The organism is Polynucleobacter necessarius, from assembly GCF_900095205.1.
GTDB lineage: Bacteria > Pseudomonadota > Gammaproteobacteria > Burkholderiales > Burkholderiaceae > Polynucleobacter > Polynucleobacter necessarius_E.
Map to the genome: position 1 here is coordinate 257,294 of NZ_LT606951.1, position 16,859 is coordinate 274,152.

Genomic DNA, 16,859 nt, shown 5'->3' on the forward strand with positions numbered 1-16,859 from the left:
CCTTAGACAGATCAAGTCTGATCATTTACAATAGGGAGTTCGCGGCGAATTAGCTCAGCTGGTTAGAGCGACGGAATCATAATCCGCGGGTCCGGGGTTCAAATCCCTGATTCGCCACCAAATATAAAGGCCATTGCCCCTCGGCAGTGGCCTTTTTCTTAGGGTGCTGGGTATAGCTAAATTTTGTTATTTTCCAGCTAGGCTGGTTTGCCTGCGTGCTGGGCGCAGCCAATCAACAAGTGCTTTGGGCGGTGCTTGGTACCCTTGTTTACATTGCTTTTCATGCCTGGCGTTCCCCCTCTCCAAAAACCGAAATAAGCCTCTTGTTTAAGGCATTTATTTTTGGGTTGGTGGCTGATACCCTCGTTATGCATTTGGGTTATCTTGATTTTCGGGATGCTTGGCCTTCACCTTATTTATCGCCACTTTGGATGTGGGTATTGGTGGCGACTACTATTAATAGTTCTTTGAGTTAGCTAAGGGGTGGGCCGGTTTTAGGCGCTGTTTTAGGGGGTATTTGCGGCCCAATGTCTTATGAGGCAGGCATTCGGATGGGGGCTGGGGCATGGGCTCCTGGTGGCCAAGTGATTGGATTTATCCTAGTTGGAGCAGTTTGGGCCATAGCTATACCACTCTTTTTCTATTGGGATCGCACCCCAATCGAACATGGCTTAGTGAAAAATCCGTAAATTCAGTTTAAAAGTCGCTTGCAAATAGTACTGTTTTTATATACAGTAACTATTAAAAGTTGTTACACAGTAGATAAAACTTCGGGAAAAAGCCCAGTACATGGCGAAAAGGGAATTAAAAATGGCCTTGGATGACAAAAGAAAATCAGCCTCTTCAGAGTTTGAAGGAATGAGCGGAGACAAGCAAAAAGCATTAACAGCAGCGCTGGCGCAAATCGAGAAGCAATTCGGCAAAGGCTCAATCATGAGATTGGGCGATGCTGAAATTAGTCAAGATATCCAGGTGGTATCGAGCGGTTCCCTCGGTTTGGATATCGCTCTTGGAGTTGGCGGTCTTGCACGCGGGCGCGTGATTGAAATCTACGGTCCAGAATCTTCTGGCAAAACAACCCTGACATTACACGCGATTGCTGAAATGCAAAAGCTTGGCGGTACTTGTGCATTTATTGATGCTGAGCATGCGTTAGATGTGCAGTATGCGTCCCGCCTCGATGTTGACGTAAATAATCTTTTGATTTCCCAACCAGATACTGGCGAACAAGCCTTAGAAATTGCTGATGCGTTAGTGCGCTCAGGCTCTATCGATTTGATCGTGATTGACTCAGTTGCTGCCTTGGTTCCGAAGGCTGAGATTGAGGGTGATATGGGCGATTCTTTACCAGGCTTACAAGCTCGTTTGATGAGTCAAGCTTTGCGTAAGTTGACTGGTGCTATCAAACGTACCAACACTACAGTGATCTTTATTAATCAGATTCGCATGAAGATTGGTGTGATGTTTGGGTCTCCCGAAACTACTACAGGCGGTAATGCTCTGAAGTTCTACGCTTCTATGCGTTTGGATATTCGTCGTATTGGTAGCATTAAAAAAGGTGATGAGGTTGTTGGTAACGAAACTCGTGTGAAGGTTGTGAAGAATAAAGTTTCACCTCCATTCCGTGAGGCCATCTTTGACATTATGTACGGTGCTGGTATTTCAAGAGAAGGTGAAATTATTGATATGGGTGTCGAAGCTGACCTCGTGGAAAAGTCGGGCTCTTGGTATAGCTATAACGGCGATCGCATTGGTCAAGGTAAAGATAATGTGCGTGAGTTCCTAAAAGAAAACCCAGCTATTGCCAAAGATATTGAAGCAAAGATTCGTGAGAAATTAGGTATTAAGACTGGTTCAGCAGTGGTGACTGATGTGCTGAGCGAGGAAGAAGAAGTCGAATAAATCGATGTCTGACCAAAGCAGTAAGAAAGTAAAACAAAGCCCGAGTCTCAAAGCTCGGGCTTTGCGTCTTTTATCGCTCCGAGAATATAGCCGAAAGACCTTGGCTGCCAAACTGAATGAATCAGAACTCAGGTGGAGCAAGATCGGGGCTGGTCAGGCAGAACATACGCCAGAATCCAGAGCTTCCCAGATTGAGGCAGTTTTGGATGATTTTGAGGCCCGAGGGTGGCTATCTGACGAGCGTTTTGCTGAAGTCTTGGTTCGCCGCCGAAGTGAGCGATATGGAATCCGAAAGATTGCCGACGAGCTTGAAAGGGCCGGAGTTAATTCAAAACAGTCCGCCAAGTTGCTCAGCGCCCTTAAAGAGACTGAATTCCAGCGGGCTTACGATCTGTGGGCCAGGAAGTACGGGACATGCGCTCAAGATCAAAGGGGGCGCGCCAGACAGTATCGGTTTTTGGTCTCAAAGGGTTTTAGCTCCGAAGTAGCGGCCAAAATCATCGGCGGTCAGATTCCTAATTAGGGCAATTACGGATCTGAAAACGCGATTTGCGGCACTGCAGCATGATAGACTTATGAAGTCGGTCAAGCCGTTCGCATTTATTCAAATTTGGCAAATTTAGCCAGTTCAAGAGTAAGCATGAGATTGTGGCGACATCGGTTTTACTAATCCTCATCGCTTGCTAAAAAAGATACCATTTCGGAGTAATTATGAAAATTCATGAGTACCAAGGCAAAGAACTTCTTCGCCAATTTAATGTGCCAGTTCCTAACGGCATTCCTGCATTTAGTGTTGATGAGGCAGTACAAGCTGCTGAAAAACTGGGTGGTCCAGTATGGGTTGTTAAAGCACAGATTCATGCTGGTGGTCGCGGTAAAGGCGGCGGCGTGAAATTAGCTAAGAGCATGGATGAAGTAAAGAAATATGCTTCTGAAATTTTGGGCATGCAGCTCAAGACACATCAAACTGGTCCAGAAGGTCAAAAAGTAAATCGTCTTCTCATTGAAGATGGCGCTGATATCAAAAAAGAGTACTACTTCAGTATCGTTACAGATCGTGGAACACAGAAGAATGTGATCATGGCTTCTAGCGAAGGCGGTATGGATATTGAGGAAGTTGCAGAATCTCATCCAGAAAAAATTATCAAAGTATTTGTTGATCCAATGGTTGGTTTGACAGATGCAGATTGCGACATCGTTGCTAAGGGTATCGGCGTTCCAGAGGCGTCTATTCCAATGGCTCGCGACGTATTTAAAAATTTGTATAAGACTTATTGGGATACCGATGCTTCATTGGTTGAAGTTAACCCATTAATTCTTGAAGGAAACGGCAAGATCAAGGCTTTGGACGCTAAGTTCAACTTTGATCCAAACGCATTGTTTCGCCATCCAAAAATCGTTGCTTATCGCGATATCGATGAAGAAGATGCAGCTGAAATCGAAGCTTCTAAATTTGACCTTGCTTACATCTCGTTAGATGGAAATATTGGCTGTCTCGTTAACGGTGCTGGTTTGGCTATGGCAACCATGGACACCATTAAGTTGTTCGGTGGCGAGCCAGCAAACTTCTTGGACGTTGGCGGCGGCGCTACAGCTGAAAAAGTAACCGAAGCATTCAAGATTATGCTGAAGAACAAAAGTATTGAAGCGATTTTGGTCAACATCTTCGGTGGCATTATGCGTTGCGACGTGATTGCTGACGGTGTTGTTACTGCATGTAAAGCAGTAAACCTCACTGTGCCTTTGGTTGTGCGTATGAAGGGCACAAATGAAGAGTTGGGCAAGAAGATTCTTGCAGACTCTGGTTTGCCAATTATTAGCGCCGATTCAATGGCTGAAGCTGCTACTAAGGTAGTTGCTGCTGTTGCCAAAAACAAATAATCCAGGAATTTCAATATGTCTATTTTGATCAATAAAAACACCAAAGTTATTACACAAGGTATTACTGGTAAGACCGGTCAGTTCCATACTGAAAAATGTCAGGAATACGCAAATGGCAAAAACTGTTTTGTCGCTGGTGTAAATCCTAAAAAGGCTGGCGAGTCCATTTTTAACATTCCAATTTATGCGACTGTTAAAGAGGCGGCTCAGCAAACTGGTGCAACTACTTCTGTAATTTATGTTCCACCTCCAGGTGCTGCTGCTGCTATTTGGGAGGCTGTAGAAGCTGATCTTGACTTCGTAATCTGTATCACCGAAGGCATTCCAGTACGTGACATGCTTGAAGTACGTAACAAAATGCACGCTAAAGAAGCTGCTGGCGGTAAGAAGACTTTATTGTTAGGCCCTAACTGCCCTGGCATCATCACTCCAGATGAAATCAAGATCGGCATCATGCCCGGTCATATTCATAAGAAAGGCCGCATTGGCGTTGTTAGCCGTTCAGGTACGCTGACTTATGAGGCAGTTGGTCAGTTAACGGCTATTGGCTTAGGCCAGTCTACAGCGGTTGGTATTGGTGGCGACCCAATTAATGGCTTGAAGCATATCGACATCATGAGAATGTTCAACGAAGATCCGGAAACTGATGCAGTGATCATGATCGGTGAAATCGGTGGTCCAGATGAAGCCGAAGCAGCTCGTTGGTGCAAAGACAATATGAAAAAGCTAGTAGTTGGCTTTATTGCCGGCGTAACCGCCCCTCCAGGCAAGCGTATGGGTCACGCAGGCGCCTTGATTTCTGGTGGTGCGGATACTGCAGATGCCAAACTTGCCGTAATGGAAGAGTGTGGCTTTAAGGTAACAAAGAATCCTTCAGAAATGGCAGCATTACTCAAAGCCATGTTGTAATTCGCATTAAGGAAAAGGATGCTGATAAAACAGCATCCTTTTTTGGAAGTAATAGCAGTTAAAGCAAATGGTAGTTAAAACATAAAATAAAACATAAAAACGTAGTAGACATCATGGATTTTTCAGTATTTTCAGGGCCAGCATTTTGGGCGGCACTTTTATCAATTATTGTTGCTAATATTTTGTTGTCTGGTGATAACGCAGTCGTGATTGCTCTTGCATCACGCAATTTGCCACCCGCTCAACAAAAGAAAGCTATTTTTTGGGGTAGCGCAGCCGCTATCATTTTGCGAGTTGTTCTCACAATCACAGCAGTTCAATTATTAATATTGCCTTATCTGAAATTAATTGGCGGAATATTGCTGTTCTACATTGGTGTGCAGCTATTGGCCGATAGCGGAGAAGAAGAGGATATGGATGCGCACCCAAATATTTGGGGTGCGATTCGTACAATTTTGGTGGCAGATCTAGTGATGAGTTTAGATAATGTTTTGGCGGTAGCAGCTGCCGCTCAAAAAGGTCCAGAAGAAACGCGCTTGGTTTTGTTGATTATTGGCTTGGGCCTATCTATTCCCCTCATTATTTTTGGTAGCGCTATGTTGTTAAAAGTGATGGATCGCTTTCCAATCATCATTACTCTTGGTGCTGGTCTATTAGGCTTGTTAGCGGGTGGGATGCTGGTTGAAGATCCTGCTATTAAGGAATTTATTCAAGCCGTATTGGAAGATGCCCATATGATTTTTGAGGGCGTCGGAGTTGTTATTGTTTTATTGGTTGGCACTTATCTTAAAAAGAAACAGAAGCATAAAGAAGCGGCATAAATTCCTCTTCTTAAATCAGAAATGCCGGCTTTTTTATATTCAGATGACTTGTTGACAAGAAGCCTAAGTTGGATGATGAGCCTTTTCACAAAAGGAGCAAAAAGTTATGCAAAGCGAGTGTCAAGATACACAAATTGAGATGCATAAAAAGGATCGGGAACCTGTCCCTCAGGCAGGTTTTACTCTGATTGAGGTGATGGTGGTAGTTGCCATCATTGGTATTTTGGTGGCAGTTGCAGTTCCTCAGTATCAGGATTACATTGCGCGTAGTCGCGTTGTAGAGGGGATGAACCTATCTTCAAGTGCCAAACTTGCAGTAACTGAAGCTTTTGCTAGTCGCGGGACTGTGCCTATGGATGATGCAACTAATGGATCATTTAGCTTTGCGCCTACTCGTAGTGTGAAGCTAATAGAAATTACATCATCAGGTGTGATTGCTATTGATTACCAAATTAGTGTTGCACCAGAGGGAAAGAATGCTTTGCATTTGATTCCAACAAACGAACCTGATGCCAACGTGCCAAAACCTTTGGATTTATCTAAATCAGAGGGCGCTACATGGTCTGGAGGATGGTCGTGTAGGTCCAGAGAGACAAGCTTACCCTCTCAATTGCTATCTTCAGAATGTAGGATTAGGAAGGAGTTGTAGGAAGTGTGAAAAGGCTGCTCCTGCAGCGGCTTTTGTCTAGATCCTATTGGGGTAATATGCAAATATGAATCCACAGATAGGTTTTCTTCTAAATAAATCGCTTGAATCTCTAAGAAATTCAAATTTAGATTCAGCGGAATTATATCTAAAACAGGCGCTGAGATTACAGCCTAGTAATCCTCATTCTCTCAGGCTTCTTGGAGTCATTTTCTGCCCAACGTGGACAATATTCAGAGGCCCTTAAGTATTTAAATGACTCTTTAAAAGCCCTCCCAAAAAATTCTTTAGCATTAAGTAATTTAGGTAATGTGTTGCACGAGCTTAAGCAATATGAGAATGCTATAGATGCTTATGACAAGTCAATCAAAATAGATCCAAAATATGCTGAAGCTTGGTCTAACAAGGGTAATGCTTTGTATGAGCTTAAACGTTTTGATGAGGCTGTAGCCCATTTTGATAAAGCCTTAAGTCTGTGGATCCTCATTATTACGAAGCTTCATGGAATAAAAGCCTTTCTCTTTTGTTGCAGGAAGACTTTGTAAATGGTTTACCGCTCTATGAAAGTAGATGGAATATAAAGATAGTCAGCGCGAGACAGCGGGCAAGCGTGATTTCGATAAACCTACTTGGCGTGGCACAGAGTCACTTCAGGGTAAAACTATTCTGCTTTATGGGGAGCAAGGACTTGGTGATTTCATTCAATTTTGTAGATATGTCAAATTAGTTTCTTGCTTAGGCGCTGAAGTTATTTTGGAGACTCCTAGCGTACTGGCTGGCTTAATGGAAAAATTAGACGACATCTCACAGTTGGTCATTAAGGGCGAGGAGTTGCCAGTATTTGATTATCAATACCCACTCTTGGGTCTACCATTGGCACTAAATACAAGCATTTTTTCTGTTCCTGCGAGCATGTCCTACATAGCCGTTGATCCAAATAAGGTGGCTGAATGGAGTCTTAAGCTGGGAAAAAAACCAAAAATGCGAATTGGTGTGGTTTGGAGCAGTATTTCTAACTTTAAGGACGACTCCAAAAGAAGTTTGATGCTGATTGATTTTGTTAAAGCCTTTCCATCAGAGGGATTTGAGTACTTTTGCTTGCAAAAGGGGATAAAAGATTGCGACAAAGATTTCTTTGAAAATTATAAAAATATTGGATTCTTTGGTGATGAGTTAGAAGACCTTGAAGATACGGCTGCGCTTATTGAAAACCTTGATTTGGTAATTAGTACCTGTACCAGCGTACCTCATCTAAGTGGTGCCTTGGGTAAAGAGACATGGATTCTTTTATCACATGTACCTGATTGGCGATGGCTCTTAGAAAGGGATGATAGTCCTTGGTATCCATCAGTAAAACTGTATAGGCAGTCGGAAATTAATAATTGGAATAAAGCGCTTGAAAATATTCATCTTGATCTAAAGGGTTTGATTTAGGATGATTTTCTAAGGCGAATGTTTCGATAAGGAAAGTAAATTGGCGATATATGAGTATCTTAAATAAACCTTACGTACAGGTTATAGATGGACGTTATGGACCGTGCTATACCTTTACTAGAGATGAATATATTGGCAGGTCTGTTTTTAGTTACGGCGAATACAATAAAGACGAGTGTGAATACGTTGTGACACTTGCTAATGAAAAGAAGGGATTGGTCCTTGACATAGGCGCCAATATTGGAAATATTTCTCAGGCTTTAATAGCCGCAGGTCACGATGTTATTGCTTTCGAGCCGCAACCTGAGGTGTGCGAGTTGCTCAGGTTAAATTGTCCAAATGCAGTAATACATAATATGGCACTTGGATCATTAAATACGTCAATGCAAATGCCAAAGCTTGATTACTCCAAAAGGGGAAATTATGGTGGTGTAGCAATTGGCTCAGGCATAGGGCTAGCTGTTGAAATTAAAACCCTAGACAGCTTTAATTTTGATAACGTTAGTTTAATTAAAGTAGATGTAGAGGGTTTTGAGGAGTAAGTTTTGCTTGGCGGTAAAAATACAATCGCGAAATCAAGCCCTATTATTTATTTAGAGGCAGATAGACCTGAAAAATTAGCATCCTTGAGTAAATTACTGGTAGAGCTTGGGGTACTGGCATACACCTCATAATCCACCGCTATTTAATCCAAATAACTTCTTTAAGAATAAGAAAAATATTTGAGGCGCTAACTATGTTTCCTTTGATTGGGGGGTGCCGACCAATTAAAAAATAGTAACTTTTTATGTGCCGCAAAATCACTTATCACCTAGTGAGTTACAGTTTTTTGGTGGCATTTAAGTGTCGTTAAGTTATCTGCTCTGAATGCAGCCAAGGTTAGCTTGGCTCTCCCGCCTTCCACTCCCCAGATTTGCCGCCACTTTTCTCTAAGAGCTTGATTTCACCCATCACCATTCCTCGGTCTATTGCTTTGTACATGTCGTAGATTGTGAGGAGGGCTACTTGGACTGCGGTGAGGGCTTCCATTTCAACGCCAGTAGGACCGGTAGTTTCCGCCCTGACTTGGCAGTAGATACTGCTTTCATTGGGATTGGATTCGAAGCTTAGGCTAACGTGGGTCAGTGCTAGCGGATGACAAAACGGAATAAGGTCGGATGTCTTCTTGGACGCTTGGATACCAGCTATTCGGGCTATACCCAATACATCACCTTTTTTATGGGTGCCAGCATTCACCATATTGAAGGTCTCAGGAAGCATCGTAATCTTCCCGCTAGCTATGGCAATGCGATGGGTGTTCGGCTTATTGCTAACGTTTACCATATGGGCGTGCCCGCTGGTATCAAAATGAGTTAGTTTGTTCATGGGATAAGCTTTACCATATAGAGATGCAAGATATAAAGCTAGCCACAAAACCCTCTCTTTTACGCCGTATTTTGGCAGTTCAATTGGTGCTGGCAATGTCTTGCTCTGGAATTCCGGCGCATGCAGCTTCCCCAGTGGGTGATGTTTCAGTAGAGGGGAGTTCGGCAGCTATTCAGAATATTGGTAGGGTAATGCAGTCACCTGATGCGCGACCTGCTAATGCACCAACTCGTAGTTCAATGCAAAGTCAGCCAACCATTATTTTGCCCGATATAGGGGATCCCGGAGGCGATACTTTAACGCGATTGGATGAGCGTAAATATGGTGAGATGATCATGCGCCAAATTCGTCCAGATCCTGACTATTCAAACGATTTGCTGATTTACGATTTTCTAAATCTAATGGAGCGTCGCTTATTACAGGCTGCCCGAAAGTTGCAATTAGGTGGGGCTAATGAACAAGGGAGTGGCAACTATAACTTCGAAGTATTTGCCGTGAAAGATAGCAGTATTAATGCGTTTGCCTTACCCGGAGGATTTATTGGTTTTCATACGGGCTTACTTGTGAGCGCTGAATCTGATTCTGAGGTAGCTTCAGTGATGGGGCATGAAACGGGTCACGTACTGCAGCGCCATTTAGCTCGTCAAATGGATAAGCAAACTACTAATATGATGATTGCTTTAGCTGGATTAGTTTTGGGGGCTTTAGCAGCTTCGCACAATCCTTCTGCAGCGGCTGGTCTCATGCAGGGTGGTCAAGCGCTTGCTGTCAATAATCAACTTTCTTACTCTCGGAATGCAGAGCGTGAAGCTGATCGTATTGGCTTTCAGATTTTGGATGCTAGTGGATATGATGTAAATGGCGCACCAGGATTTTTTCAGCGTTTGCAAAAAGCAACTGGAATAATGGACAATGGCGCACCAGGATATGTGCGGACTCACCCATTAACAACAGACCGTATTGCTGATATGCAAGATAGAACTCGGACTGTCTCTAAAGCGGTCAATATCACAGCCTCCCCAGAGTTTTATTTCATTAAAGCTCGAGCCCACATGGAACAGTCAGGTAGTTCTAGTGGTATGTACGATCTTAAAAATACATTTGATAGCCTAAGTAAGCAGCAACCAATCGGTAAGCAGCTTGAAGGTTTTTATGGTTTGACTTTAATAGCGCAACGTCAAGGAAAAATAGATCAAGCTGAAGCCGATTTGCAGCAGGTTCGAAATATTGTTCAGAAGATGGGCGCTTCTAATTCGTCGACTTATAGACAAAGTCTCGCATTAGATATCACTGCTTCAGAATTAACTTTGACTAAAGGTAAAAGTGAAGAGGCGCTTCAAATTGCCCAAGCCTCACTTAAAACTTATCCGCAATCTTATGCAGCAGGCGCTGCCATGATTAATGCTGAGCTCAAGCTTGGCCGCACCAATGATGCAATTAATTGGTTAAAAGCTCGCACTAGATCTCAGCCAAATGAAATTGTCTGGTGGTCCTTGCTTTCTAAAGCTTATGATCAAGCTAATAATGTTCCAATGCGTCATTACGCCCTTGGTGAAAAGTATGCGCTGGAAGGGGCCTGGCCTTCTGCAATTGAACAGTTGCGTATTGCTCGCTCGGCCGGCGGTGCTGATTTCTACCAAGGGTCCAGTATTGATGCTCGTCTACGCGAAATGCAAAGACAATACCAAGAAGAACTCAAGGAGCAGGGTAAGCAAGCCCCAGGCTAAGCTGTTGGCTTTGCAATGAAACGATAGCGTGTGGATAGCTCATTAGAGTAAACGGGCTCGAGAGGGGCAGTTGTTTTCGCTCCATTGCCATGAACCTCCAAAACTACAGGCCTCATCATTTAATTTAGCAAGCTCAGAAAAATGATCAAGATCATGATCATGTAGTAAAGCAATTGTTAGGGCATCACTTTTAATAAATTCGCTATTACTTCCTTCTTCATAAATTGTTTGGTTTGCCGTACCAACAATATAAACATTGCCATTTTCATCGCTCAAAGCACTCTGAGGATAAATTGAATGACCGCATTGTGTGATCAGTTCATACCCTTGTTTGCTTGGGTTCATCCGAGCAATCCAAGGAGTGGCATCTAAGGTAATGAAGACGCGTTGTGGACCGTTTTAAAAAAAATATCTTCCACGTATATCGCAAGCATAGTTGCGTGAAATATATTCATTTAATGCTCTATGCTAAATGATTTGGCCTGGTAGATGATTCTGTTGTGTGAACTCATCGCGCATACGCCATTGGCCACGACGATCTAGGGCAAGCTAGCCAACACAATCAGGCACATTTGGCCACTTTATCAGCGACCACAGTACTTGATCATCCATAATATTTAATGGGGGCCGTGCGGTGTAGAGGGGGAATCGAAGGTTTCTTCAGTAGAGTGACTGGCATGTAAATGGGCTATACGCCAGCCAGCACTATCCTGAAGAAGGACTAGGGTGATATTGAGAAAAAATTCCGCTTCTATCTGATCGGCTCTGAGATGAACTGCTTCAGTAGTGTCATGTATAGCGGCTCCTAATTATTGAATGGCTAATGCAAGCAATCGGCTCCAAAAATAGGGGTTGCTTGCTAAGAAGTCTTTCTAAGCCTTTGCGAATTTCTGCATGCCTAGTAAGCGATGACCTTCAGAAAGAACGCAGGTAATAGAGTCATCGTCCAGCCAGATATATCTCTAAGGCACCCTGAACATCCCGATGTCTCAGGGCATCTTGCCACGCCTCTACAACATCGTTAGCATTATGAAAGAGTCTGGCAAGTTTGGACATGGCTTACTTTTCTTGAGTTATGACTGCAATGACTTGAGTGTAGCGAATACTTGTTCAGGAAGAATGTCATTTAAGCAATTTAAATGACCTAATGGGCACTCTTTTTTGTGGCAAGGACTGCATGGTAGATTCAGCCAAAGCACTTTGGCTTTGTTAGAAAGTGGCGGCGTATGGGATGGGTCGCTCGACCCAAATATAGCAACCTGAGGCGTTTGCAGTGCTGCTGCTATGTGCATTAAACCCGAATCGTTGCTGATAACTGCTTTGCTCATGCCAATCAGGGCAATAGCCTCATCAAGAGTGGTACTGCCGCACCAGTTGTGAATGTTGCCTACTTGCTGGGCTTTAGTGCAAATTTCGTTAGTTAGCTCAAGATCATCTTTGCCTCCTAAGAGAATGAATTGGGCGCTTGGATTTTGGGCAACTAATTTTTGGGCTAACTCGGCAAAGTGACTTGTTGGCCACCGTTTGGTTGGACCATATTCAGCGCCAGGGCACATGATGTAGGTGCAGTCAGGATCAACATTATCGTTATGTAATTTATTTTGAACCGATTCTTTTGCGGTTGCTGAAACTTGTAATTTGGGTTCCAGATTACTTTCTGTTGTATCTTGCTCGCTTTTCAGTAGTTGACTCAATGCAAGATAGTGCTCAACCATAGGCGGCCGATTAATTTTGCTTGGATTTTCTAAGAAGAGATTGATTAAACCGAAGCGCATTTCACCGCGATAGCCTATACGAATAGGGATATTGGCCAACCATGGAATCAGTGCCGATTTAAAGCTATTGGGTAATATAAAACAGGCTTGATATTTTTTTGCTGATAATTCTTTGGCGATTTGCTTGCGTAGATTCCACTGTAATTGTTTGTGCTCAAACTTTGCTTCGATTACTTCAGAAACTTCAGGGCAGGCTCGATAAATAGGTGCTACCCAAGTGCTGGCAAGTACATCAATGTGTGATTCTGGGAATTGATCTTTGAGTTTTGCCAGTAAAGGCTGAGTCATTACAGCATCCCCAATCCAATTGGGGGCGACAATCAAAATACCGTGCATGTATGTTTATAGAATCAGCGTCTTTACAAGACGCTGATGGACTTAATGACCGTGTGGCTCAGTGCCGGGAATAAGTTTGTACTCTGCGCCACAATAAGGGCATTTAGCTTCGCCGGTTTTAGTAATGTCCAGAAAGACTCGGGGGTGTGAGTTCCAAGCTGGAGTTTGGTTGGTGGGACAGTGCAGAGGTAAATCTTTACCATCCACTATTACTGCTTGAGTCTGAGTCATATGCTTTTTCCTGAGTCCTGAAATTACTTCACGTAAGTGAGCCAAGATTTGTATTTATCATTTCTGCCATACACTGCATCAAAATACGTTTTTTGAATCTTTTCAGTAATGGGACCACGTTTACCATCTCCAATGGTGCGGTCATCCAATTCGCGGATAGGAGTAACTTCAGCAGCGGTACCGGTGAAGAAAGTTTCATCAGCGGAATAGATCTCATCGCGAGTAATACGTTTCTCACGTAACTCGAGACCGAGATCTTTTACGATCTCAATAATGGAGTCGCGAGTAATGCCATCTAAGCATGATGCTAAATCCGGTGTATACACAATTCCATCGCTCACCATAAAGACGTTTTCGCCTGAACCTTCAGAGACATACCCTTCGGTATCGAGCAACAAGGCCTCATCATATCCATTAGCAGTAACTTCTTGGTTGGCCAAAATGGAGTTGATGTAATAACCAGAAGCCTTAGCGCGCACAAGTGAGGAGTTTACAAAATGGCGGGTAAATGAGGAAGTTTTAACCCGGATACCCTTATTAAGCCCATCTTCACCCAAATAGGCACCCCATTCCCATGCTGCAATTGAGGTATGAATAGTATTTCCTTTGGGGGAAATACCCAGCTTTTGGGAGCCAATGAAGATAATGGGGCGAATGTAGCAAGTTTCTAGCTTATTGCTATTAACCACATCAATAATCCCCTTGCTGATCTCTTCTCGACTGTAGGGCATGTTCATTTGGAAGATCTTGGTGCCATTAAACAGGCGCTTTACATGCTCTGGGAGTCGGAAAATGGCTGTTCCCTGGGGGGTTTTGTAGGCACGGATACCCTCAAACACCCCCATTCCGTAATGTAGGCTGTGTGTTAACACGTGAACATTGGCCTCGCGCCAAGGAATTAGCTTCCCATCAGTCCAAATAAATCCATCGCGGTCGGACATCGACATTTTCTTTACCTTTTGTGTCTGTTAAGTATCTGTAAAAAACGGTTTACGCAGGCCACTTGGCAGGCAGATTTTGCTTTATCAGCCAAGAATGCATTTAAGCCCTTATTGTAGAGCAGGCGGGACGGTCTGTCGGCTCGGATCTTCAGGGGTGGAGAGGCTAGAGCATTTAGAATGGAGATCTCCCCATAAACCAACTTATTTACTCAATCTCATGCCGGAATCCTTATTTAAAGTTAAGCGTTTAAGTGAATTAGTTCACTCAGGTCAATTAAAGGGTAAGCGGGTTTTAATTCGTGCCGATTTAAATGTTCCACAAGATGAGGCGGGAAATATTACTGAGGACACACGCATACGCGCATCTATGCCAGCGGTTCAGATGTGTTTAGATGCTGGAGCGGCAGTAATGGTGACTTCTCATTTAGGTCGTCCTACTGAGGGGCAATTTAAACCAGAAGATAGCTTGGCTCCTGTAGCGGACCGCATAGCCGCTTTGTTGAGTCGTAAGGTGCTTCTAATTAGTGAGTGGGTTGATGGTGGTTTTGAAATAAATCCAGGTGAAGTGGTTCTCCTAGAGAACTGCCGATTAAACGTCGGCGAGAAAAAGAACAGCGACGAATTATCTAAAAAGATTGCTGCGTTATGCGATGTCTATGTCAATGATGCATTTGGAACTGCGCATCGTGCAGAGGCAACTACTAATGGTGTGGCTAAATTTGCGCCGATAGCTTGTGCAGGCCCGCTAATGGCGGCCGAATTGGATGCCCTTAGTCGTGCGCTTGCTAGTCCAAAGCGCCCCTTGGTGGCAATTGTGGCTGGCTCTAAAGTTTCTTCTAAGCTCACCATATTGAAAGCCTTATCCGAAAAAGTAGACGAACTAATTGTTGGTGGGGGTATCGCTAATACATTCATGTTGGCTAAAGGTTTGCCTATTGGTAAATCACTTGCTGAGCCTGATTTAGTCGATGAGGCTATAGAAATTATGGAGATCATGGAAAAGCGTGGCGCTCATGTGCCTATTCCTGAAGATGTGGTTGTTGCCAATGAACTCTCCCCGCTGGCTCGAGCAAACCGCGTGCCTGCAGACCAAGTTGCTGAAGATGACATGATTCTAGATATTGGTCCAAAGACAGCCGCTCGCTTATCCATCATGCTTGCTCATGCAGGCACGATTGTTTGGAATGGCCCATTGGGCATATTTGAAATCGATCAATTTGGTGGCGGCACAAAAATGTTGGCTGCTGCAATTGCGCATTCACCGGCATTTTCTATTGCTGGCGGTGGCGACACTTTGGCAGCCATTGCTAAATACGGTATAGAAAATCAAGTGGATTACATTTCTACTGGCGGTGGCGCCTTCTTGGAATTCTTAGAAGGCAAAACTTTGCCAGCCTTTGCAGTACTAGCTGAAAGAGCGAAAGACTAAATATATGTTGAGAGCAACTAAGATCATTGCAACTCTGGGTCCGGCCTCGGAAAAGCCAGATGTTTTGCGTGAAATGATCCGTGCTGGCGTTGATGTAGTGCGAATGAATTTCTCTCACGGTACCGTAGCAGATCATAAAGCACGCCGTGATTTGGTACGTAGCATCTCTACCGAGGTGGGTAAAGAAGTGGGCATTATGACCGACTTACAAGGTCCTAAAATTCGGGTTGGTAAATTTACTGATAACAAAATTCAGCTCATAGAGGATGATCACTTTACTCTTGATGTAGCCTGTGAATTGGGCAATCAAGAGCGAGTTGGTCTTGATTACAAAGAACTGCCAAACGATGTCAAGCCAGGCGATCGTCTTTTATTGAATGACGGTTTAGTAGTGTTGCGAGTTGAAGGCGTCAAAGGTGGCGAAATCTTTACTATTGTTGAGCAGGGCGGCCCTCTCTCTAATAACAAAGGCATCAATCGTGCTGGCGGCGGTTTAACTGCCCCCGCTCTGACTGAAAAAGATGTTGCTGATTTAGATGCCGCAATTGCCATGGGAGTGGATTTCTTGGCAATCAGCTTCCCTAAAGACGGTGCTGATATGGCCTATGCCCGTCAGTTGGCTGATGCCGCTAGCGCCAAGTATGGTGTCGGCAAAGTTAAAACGATTGCCAAGGTAGAGCGCGCTGAAGCAATAGAGCCTGAAGCCCTTAAAAGTATTATTGCCGAGAGCGATGGCATCATGGTTGCTCGTGGTGATTTGGCTATTGAAGTTGGGAATGCTGCGGTGCCGGCTTTACAAAAACGCATGATTGCATGGGCACGTGAAGCGGACAAATTCACGATTACAGCTACGCAAATGATGGAGTCCATGATTAATGCGCCAGTTCCGACGCGCGCAGAAGTCAGCGACGTAGCGAATGCAGTATTGGATGGTACGGATGCAGTAATGTTATCTGCTGAGTCTGCTGCGGGTATGTATCCAGTGCAAACTATTAAAGCGATGGCAGAGATTTGTGTTGAAGCAGAAAAGTCAGATCGCGTGAAGCTCGATACTGACTTCATGGATAAAACCTTTACCCGTATTGACCAAACGATTGCCTTAGGTGCTTTATTTACAGCACACCATCTCAATGCCAATGCTATTGCTGCATTGACTGATTCAGGCTCAACGGCAATTTGGATGAGTCGTCACAATATTCATGTGCCGATATTTGCTTTGACTTCAAAGATTGCTACGCAACGTGCTTTAAGTGCTTATCGTAATGTCACTCCAATTGGCTTGGACTACACCAAAGATCGTGACACCGCATTGCAAGAGGTAGAAGCTTGCTTAAAAAAATCAGGCGCTGTTAAAAAAGGCGATACCGTTGTGCTGACCTCTGGTGAGCCCATGGGTGAGCCTGGTGGTACCAATACACTCAAGATTGTGCATGTGAAGTAATCCACATTTAAAGCAAATTTA

The 16,859-nt window shown here is 43.9% G+C and carries 17 protein-coding genes, 1 tRNA gene and 1 pseudogene; 14 read left to right on the forward strand and 5 right to left on the reverse strand.

Annotated features, from left to right (window positions below):
- Positions 1-43: 43 nt before the first annotated feature.
- The 11 genes and pseudogenes from DXE37_RS01410 (at position 44) to DXE37_RS01460 (ending at position 8,135) form a co-directional block, all read left to right on the forward strand.
- Positions 44-120 (forward strand) — tRNA-Met (locus tag DXE37_RS01410).
- Positions 121-188: 68 nt separating this feature from the next.
- Positions 189-689: pseudogene (locus DXE37_RS11995) on the forward strand (DUF2878 domain-containing protein).
- Positions 690-810: 121 nt separating this feature from the next.
- Positions 811-1,902 (forward strand): recombinase RecA, encoded by a 1,092-nt coding sequence (gene recA, locus DXE37_RS01420; RefSeq protein ID WP_114637500.1) that lies wholly within the window; start codon positions 811-813, stop codon positions 1,900-1,902.
- Positions 1,903-1,906: 4 nt separating this feature from the next.
- Positions 1,907-2,425 carry a RecX family transcriptional regulator gene (locus tag DXE37_RS01425; RefSeq protein ID WP_114636330.1) on the forward strand — a complete coding sequence of 173 codons (519 nt, stop codon included), beginning with the start codon at positions 1,907-1,909 and terminating at the stop codon, positions 2,423-2,425.
- A 188-nt stretch (positions 2,426-2,613) separates the two neighbouring features.
- Positions 2,614-3,783 carry an ADP-forming succinate--CoA ligase subunit beta gene (gene sucC, locus DXE37_RS01430; RefSeq protein ID WP_114636331.1) on the forward strand — a complete coding sequence of 390 codons (1,170 nt, stop codon included), beginning with the start codon at positions 2,614-2,616 and terminating at the stop codon, positions 3,781-3,783.
- 15 nt (positions 3,784-3,798) lie between these two features.
- A complete protein-coding gene (sucD, locus tag DXE37_RS01435) occupies positions 3,799-4,692 on the forward strand; it encodes a succinate--CoA ligase subunit alpha (RefSeq protein WP_114636332.1) in 894 nt (297 codons plus the stop codon).
- 113 nt (positions 4,693-4,805) lie between these two features.
- Positions 4,806-5,513, forward strand: coding sequence for a TerC family protein (locus DXE37_RS01440; RefSeq protein WP_114636333.1), 708 nt, complete (start codon positions 4,806-4,808; stop codon positions 5,511-5,513).
- 106 nt (positions 5,514-5,619) lie between these two features.
- Positions 5,620-6,162: a pilin gene (locus tag DXE37_RS01445; RefSeq protein WP_269460255.1), complete on the forward strand. Its 543-nt coding sequence runs from the start codon at positions 5,620-5,622 to the stop codon at positions 6,160-6,162.
- A gap of 197 nt (positions 6,163-6,359) precedes the next feature.
- Positions 6,360-6,704, forward strand: coding sequence for a tetratricopeptide repeat protein (locus tag DXE37_RS01450; RefSeq protein ID WP_162786123.1), 345 nt, complete (start codon positions 6,360-6,362; stop codon positions 6,702-6,704).
- A gap of 25 nt (positions 6,705-6,729) precedes the next feature.
- Positions 6,730-7,593 (forward strand): hypothetical protein, encoded by an 864-nt coding sequence (locus tag DXE37_RS01455; RefSeq protein WP_114636335.1) that lies wholly within the window; start codon positions 6,730-6,732, stop codon positions 7,591-7,593.
- A gap of 50 nt (positions 7,594-7,643) precedes the next feature.
- Positions 7,644-8,135 carry an FkbM family methyltransferase gene (locus tag DXE37_RS01460; RefSeq protein ID WP_114636336.1) on the forward strand — a complete coding sequence of 164 codons (492 nt, stop codon included), beginning with the start codon at positions 7,644-7,646 and terminating at the stop codon, positions 8,133-8,135.
- A 337-nt stretch (positions 8,136-8,472) separates the two neighbouring features.
- Here the strand turns inward: DXE37_RS01460 and moaC are convergent, their stop codons facing one another.
- Entirely contained in the window at positions 8,473-8,958 is a 486-nt protein-coding gene (gene moaC, locus DXE37_RS01465) for a cyclic pyranopterin monophosphate synthase MoaC (protein ID WP_114637502.1), read from the reverse strand.
- Positions 8,959-8,981: 23 nt separating this feature from the next.
- Between moaC and DXE37_RS01470 the strand changes: the two genes are divergently transcribed.
- Positions 8,982-10,685 (forward strand): M48 family metalloprotease, encoded by a 1,704-nt coding sequence (locus DXE37_RS01470; protein ID WP_114636337.1) that lies wholly within the window; start codon positions 8,982-8,984, stop codon positions 10,683-10,685.
- Between the two features lie 42 nt (positions 10,686-10,727).
- Here the strand turns inward: DXE37_RS01470 and DXE37_RS11085 are convergent, their stop codons facing one another.
- From DXE37_RS11085 to DXE37_RS01495, 4 genes are all read right to left on the reverse strand, one after another.
- Entirely contained in the window at positions 10,728-11,030 is a 303-nt protein-coding gene (locus tag DXE37_RS11085; protein WP_231970924.1) for an SBBP repeat-containing protein, read from the reverse strand.
- A gap of 728 nt (positions 11,031-11,758) precedes the next feature.
- Positions 11,759-12,796 (reverse strand): lipopolysaccharide heptosyltransferase II, encoded by a 1,038-nt coding sequence (waaF, locus tag DXE37_RS01485; protein ID WP_114636338.1) that lies wholly within the window; start codon positions 12,794-12,796, stop codon positions 11,759-11,761.
- A gap of 42 nt (positions 12,797-12,838) precedes the next feature.
- Entirely contained in the window at positions 12,839-13,027 is a 189-nt protein-coding gene (locus DXE37_RS01490) for a zinc-finger domain-containing protein (protein ID WP_114636339.1), read from the reverse strand.
- Positions 13,028-13,050: 23 nt separating this feature from the next.
- Positions 13,051-13,974 (reverse strand): branched-chain amino acid transaminase, encoded by a 924-nt coding sequence (locus DXE37_RS01495; protein WP_114636340.1) that lies wholly within the window; start codon positions 13,972-13,974, stop codon positions 13,051-13,053.
- A gap of 211 nt (positions 13,975-14,185) precedes the next feature.
- Here DXE37_RS01495 and DXE37_RS01500 point away from each other — a divergent pair, with 211 nt between their 5' ends.
- Positions 14,186-15,397 (forward strand): phosphoglycerate kinase, encoded by a 1,212-nt coding sequence (locus DXE37_RS01500; protein ID WP_114636341.1) that lies wholly within the window; start codon positions 14,186-14,188, stop codon positions 15,395-15,397.
- 4 nt (positions 15,398-15,401) lie between these two features.
- Positions 15,402-16,838: a pyruvate kinase gene (pyk, locus tag DXE37_RS01505; RefSeq protein ID WP_114636342.1), complete on the forward strand. Its 1,437-nt coding sequence runs from the start codon at positions 15,402-15,404 to the stop codon at positions 16,836-16,838.
- Positions 16,839-16,859: the final 21 nt, after the last annotated feature.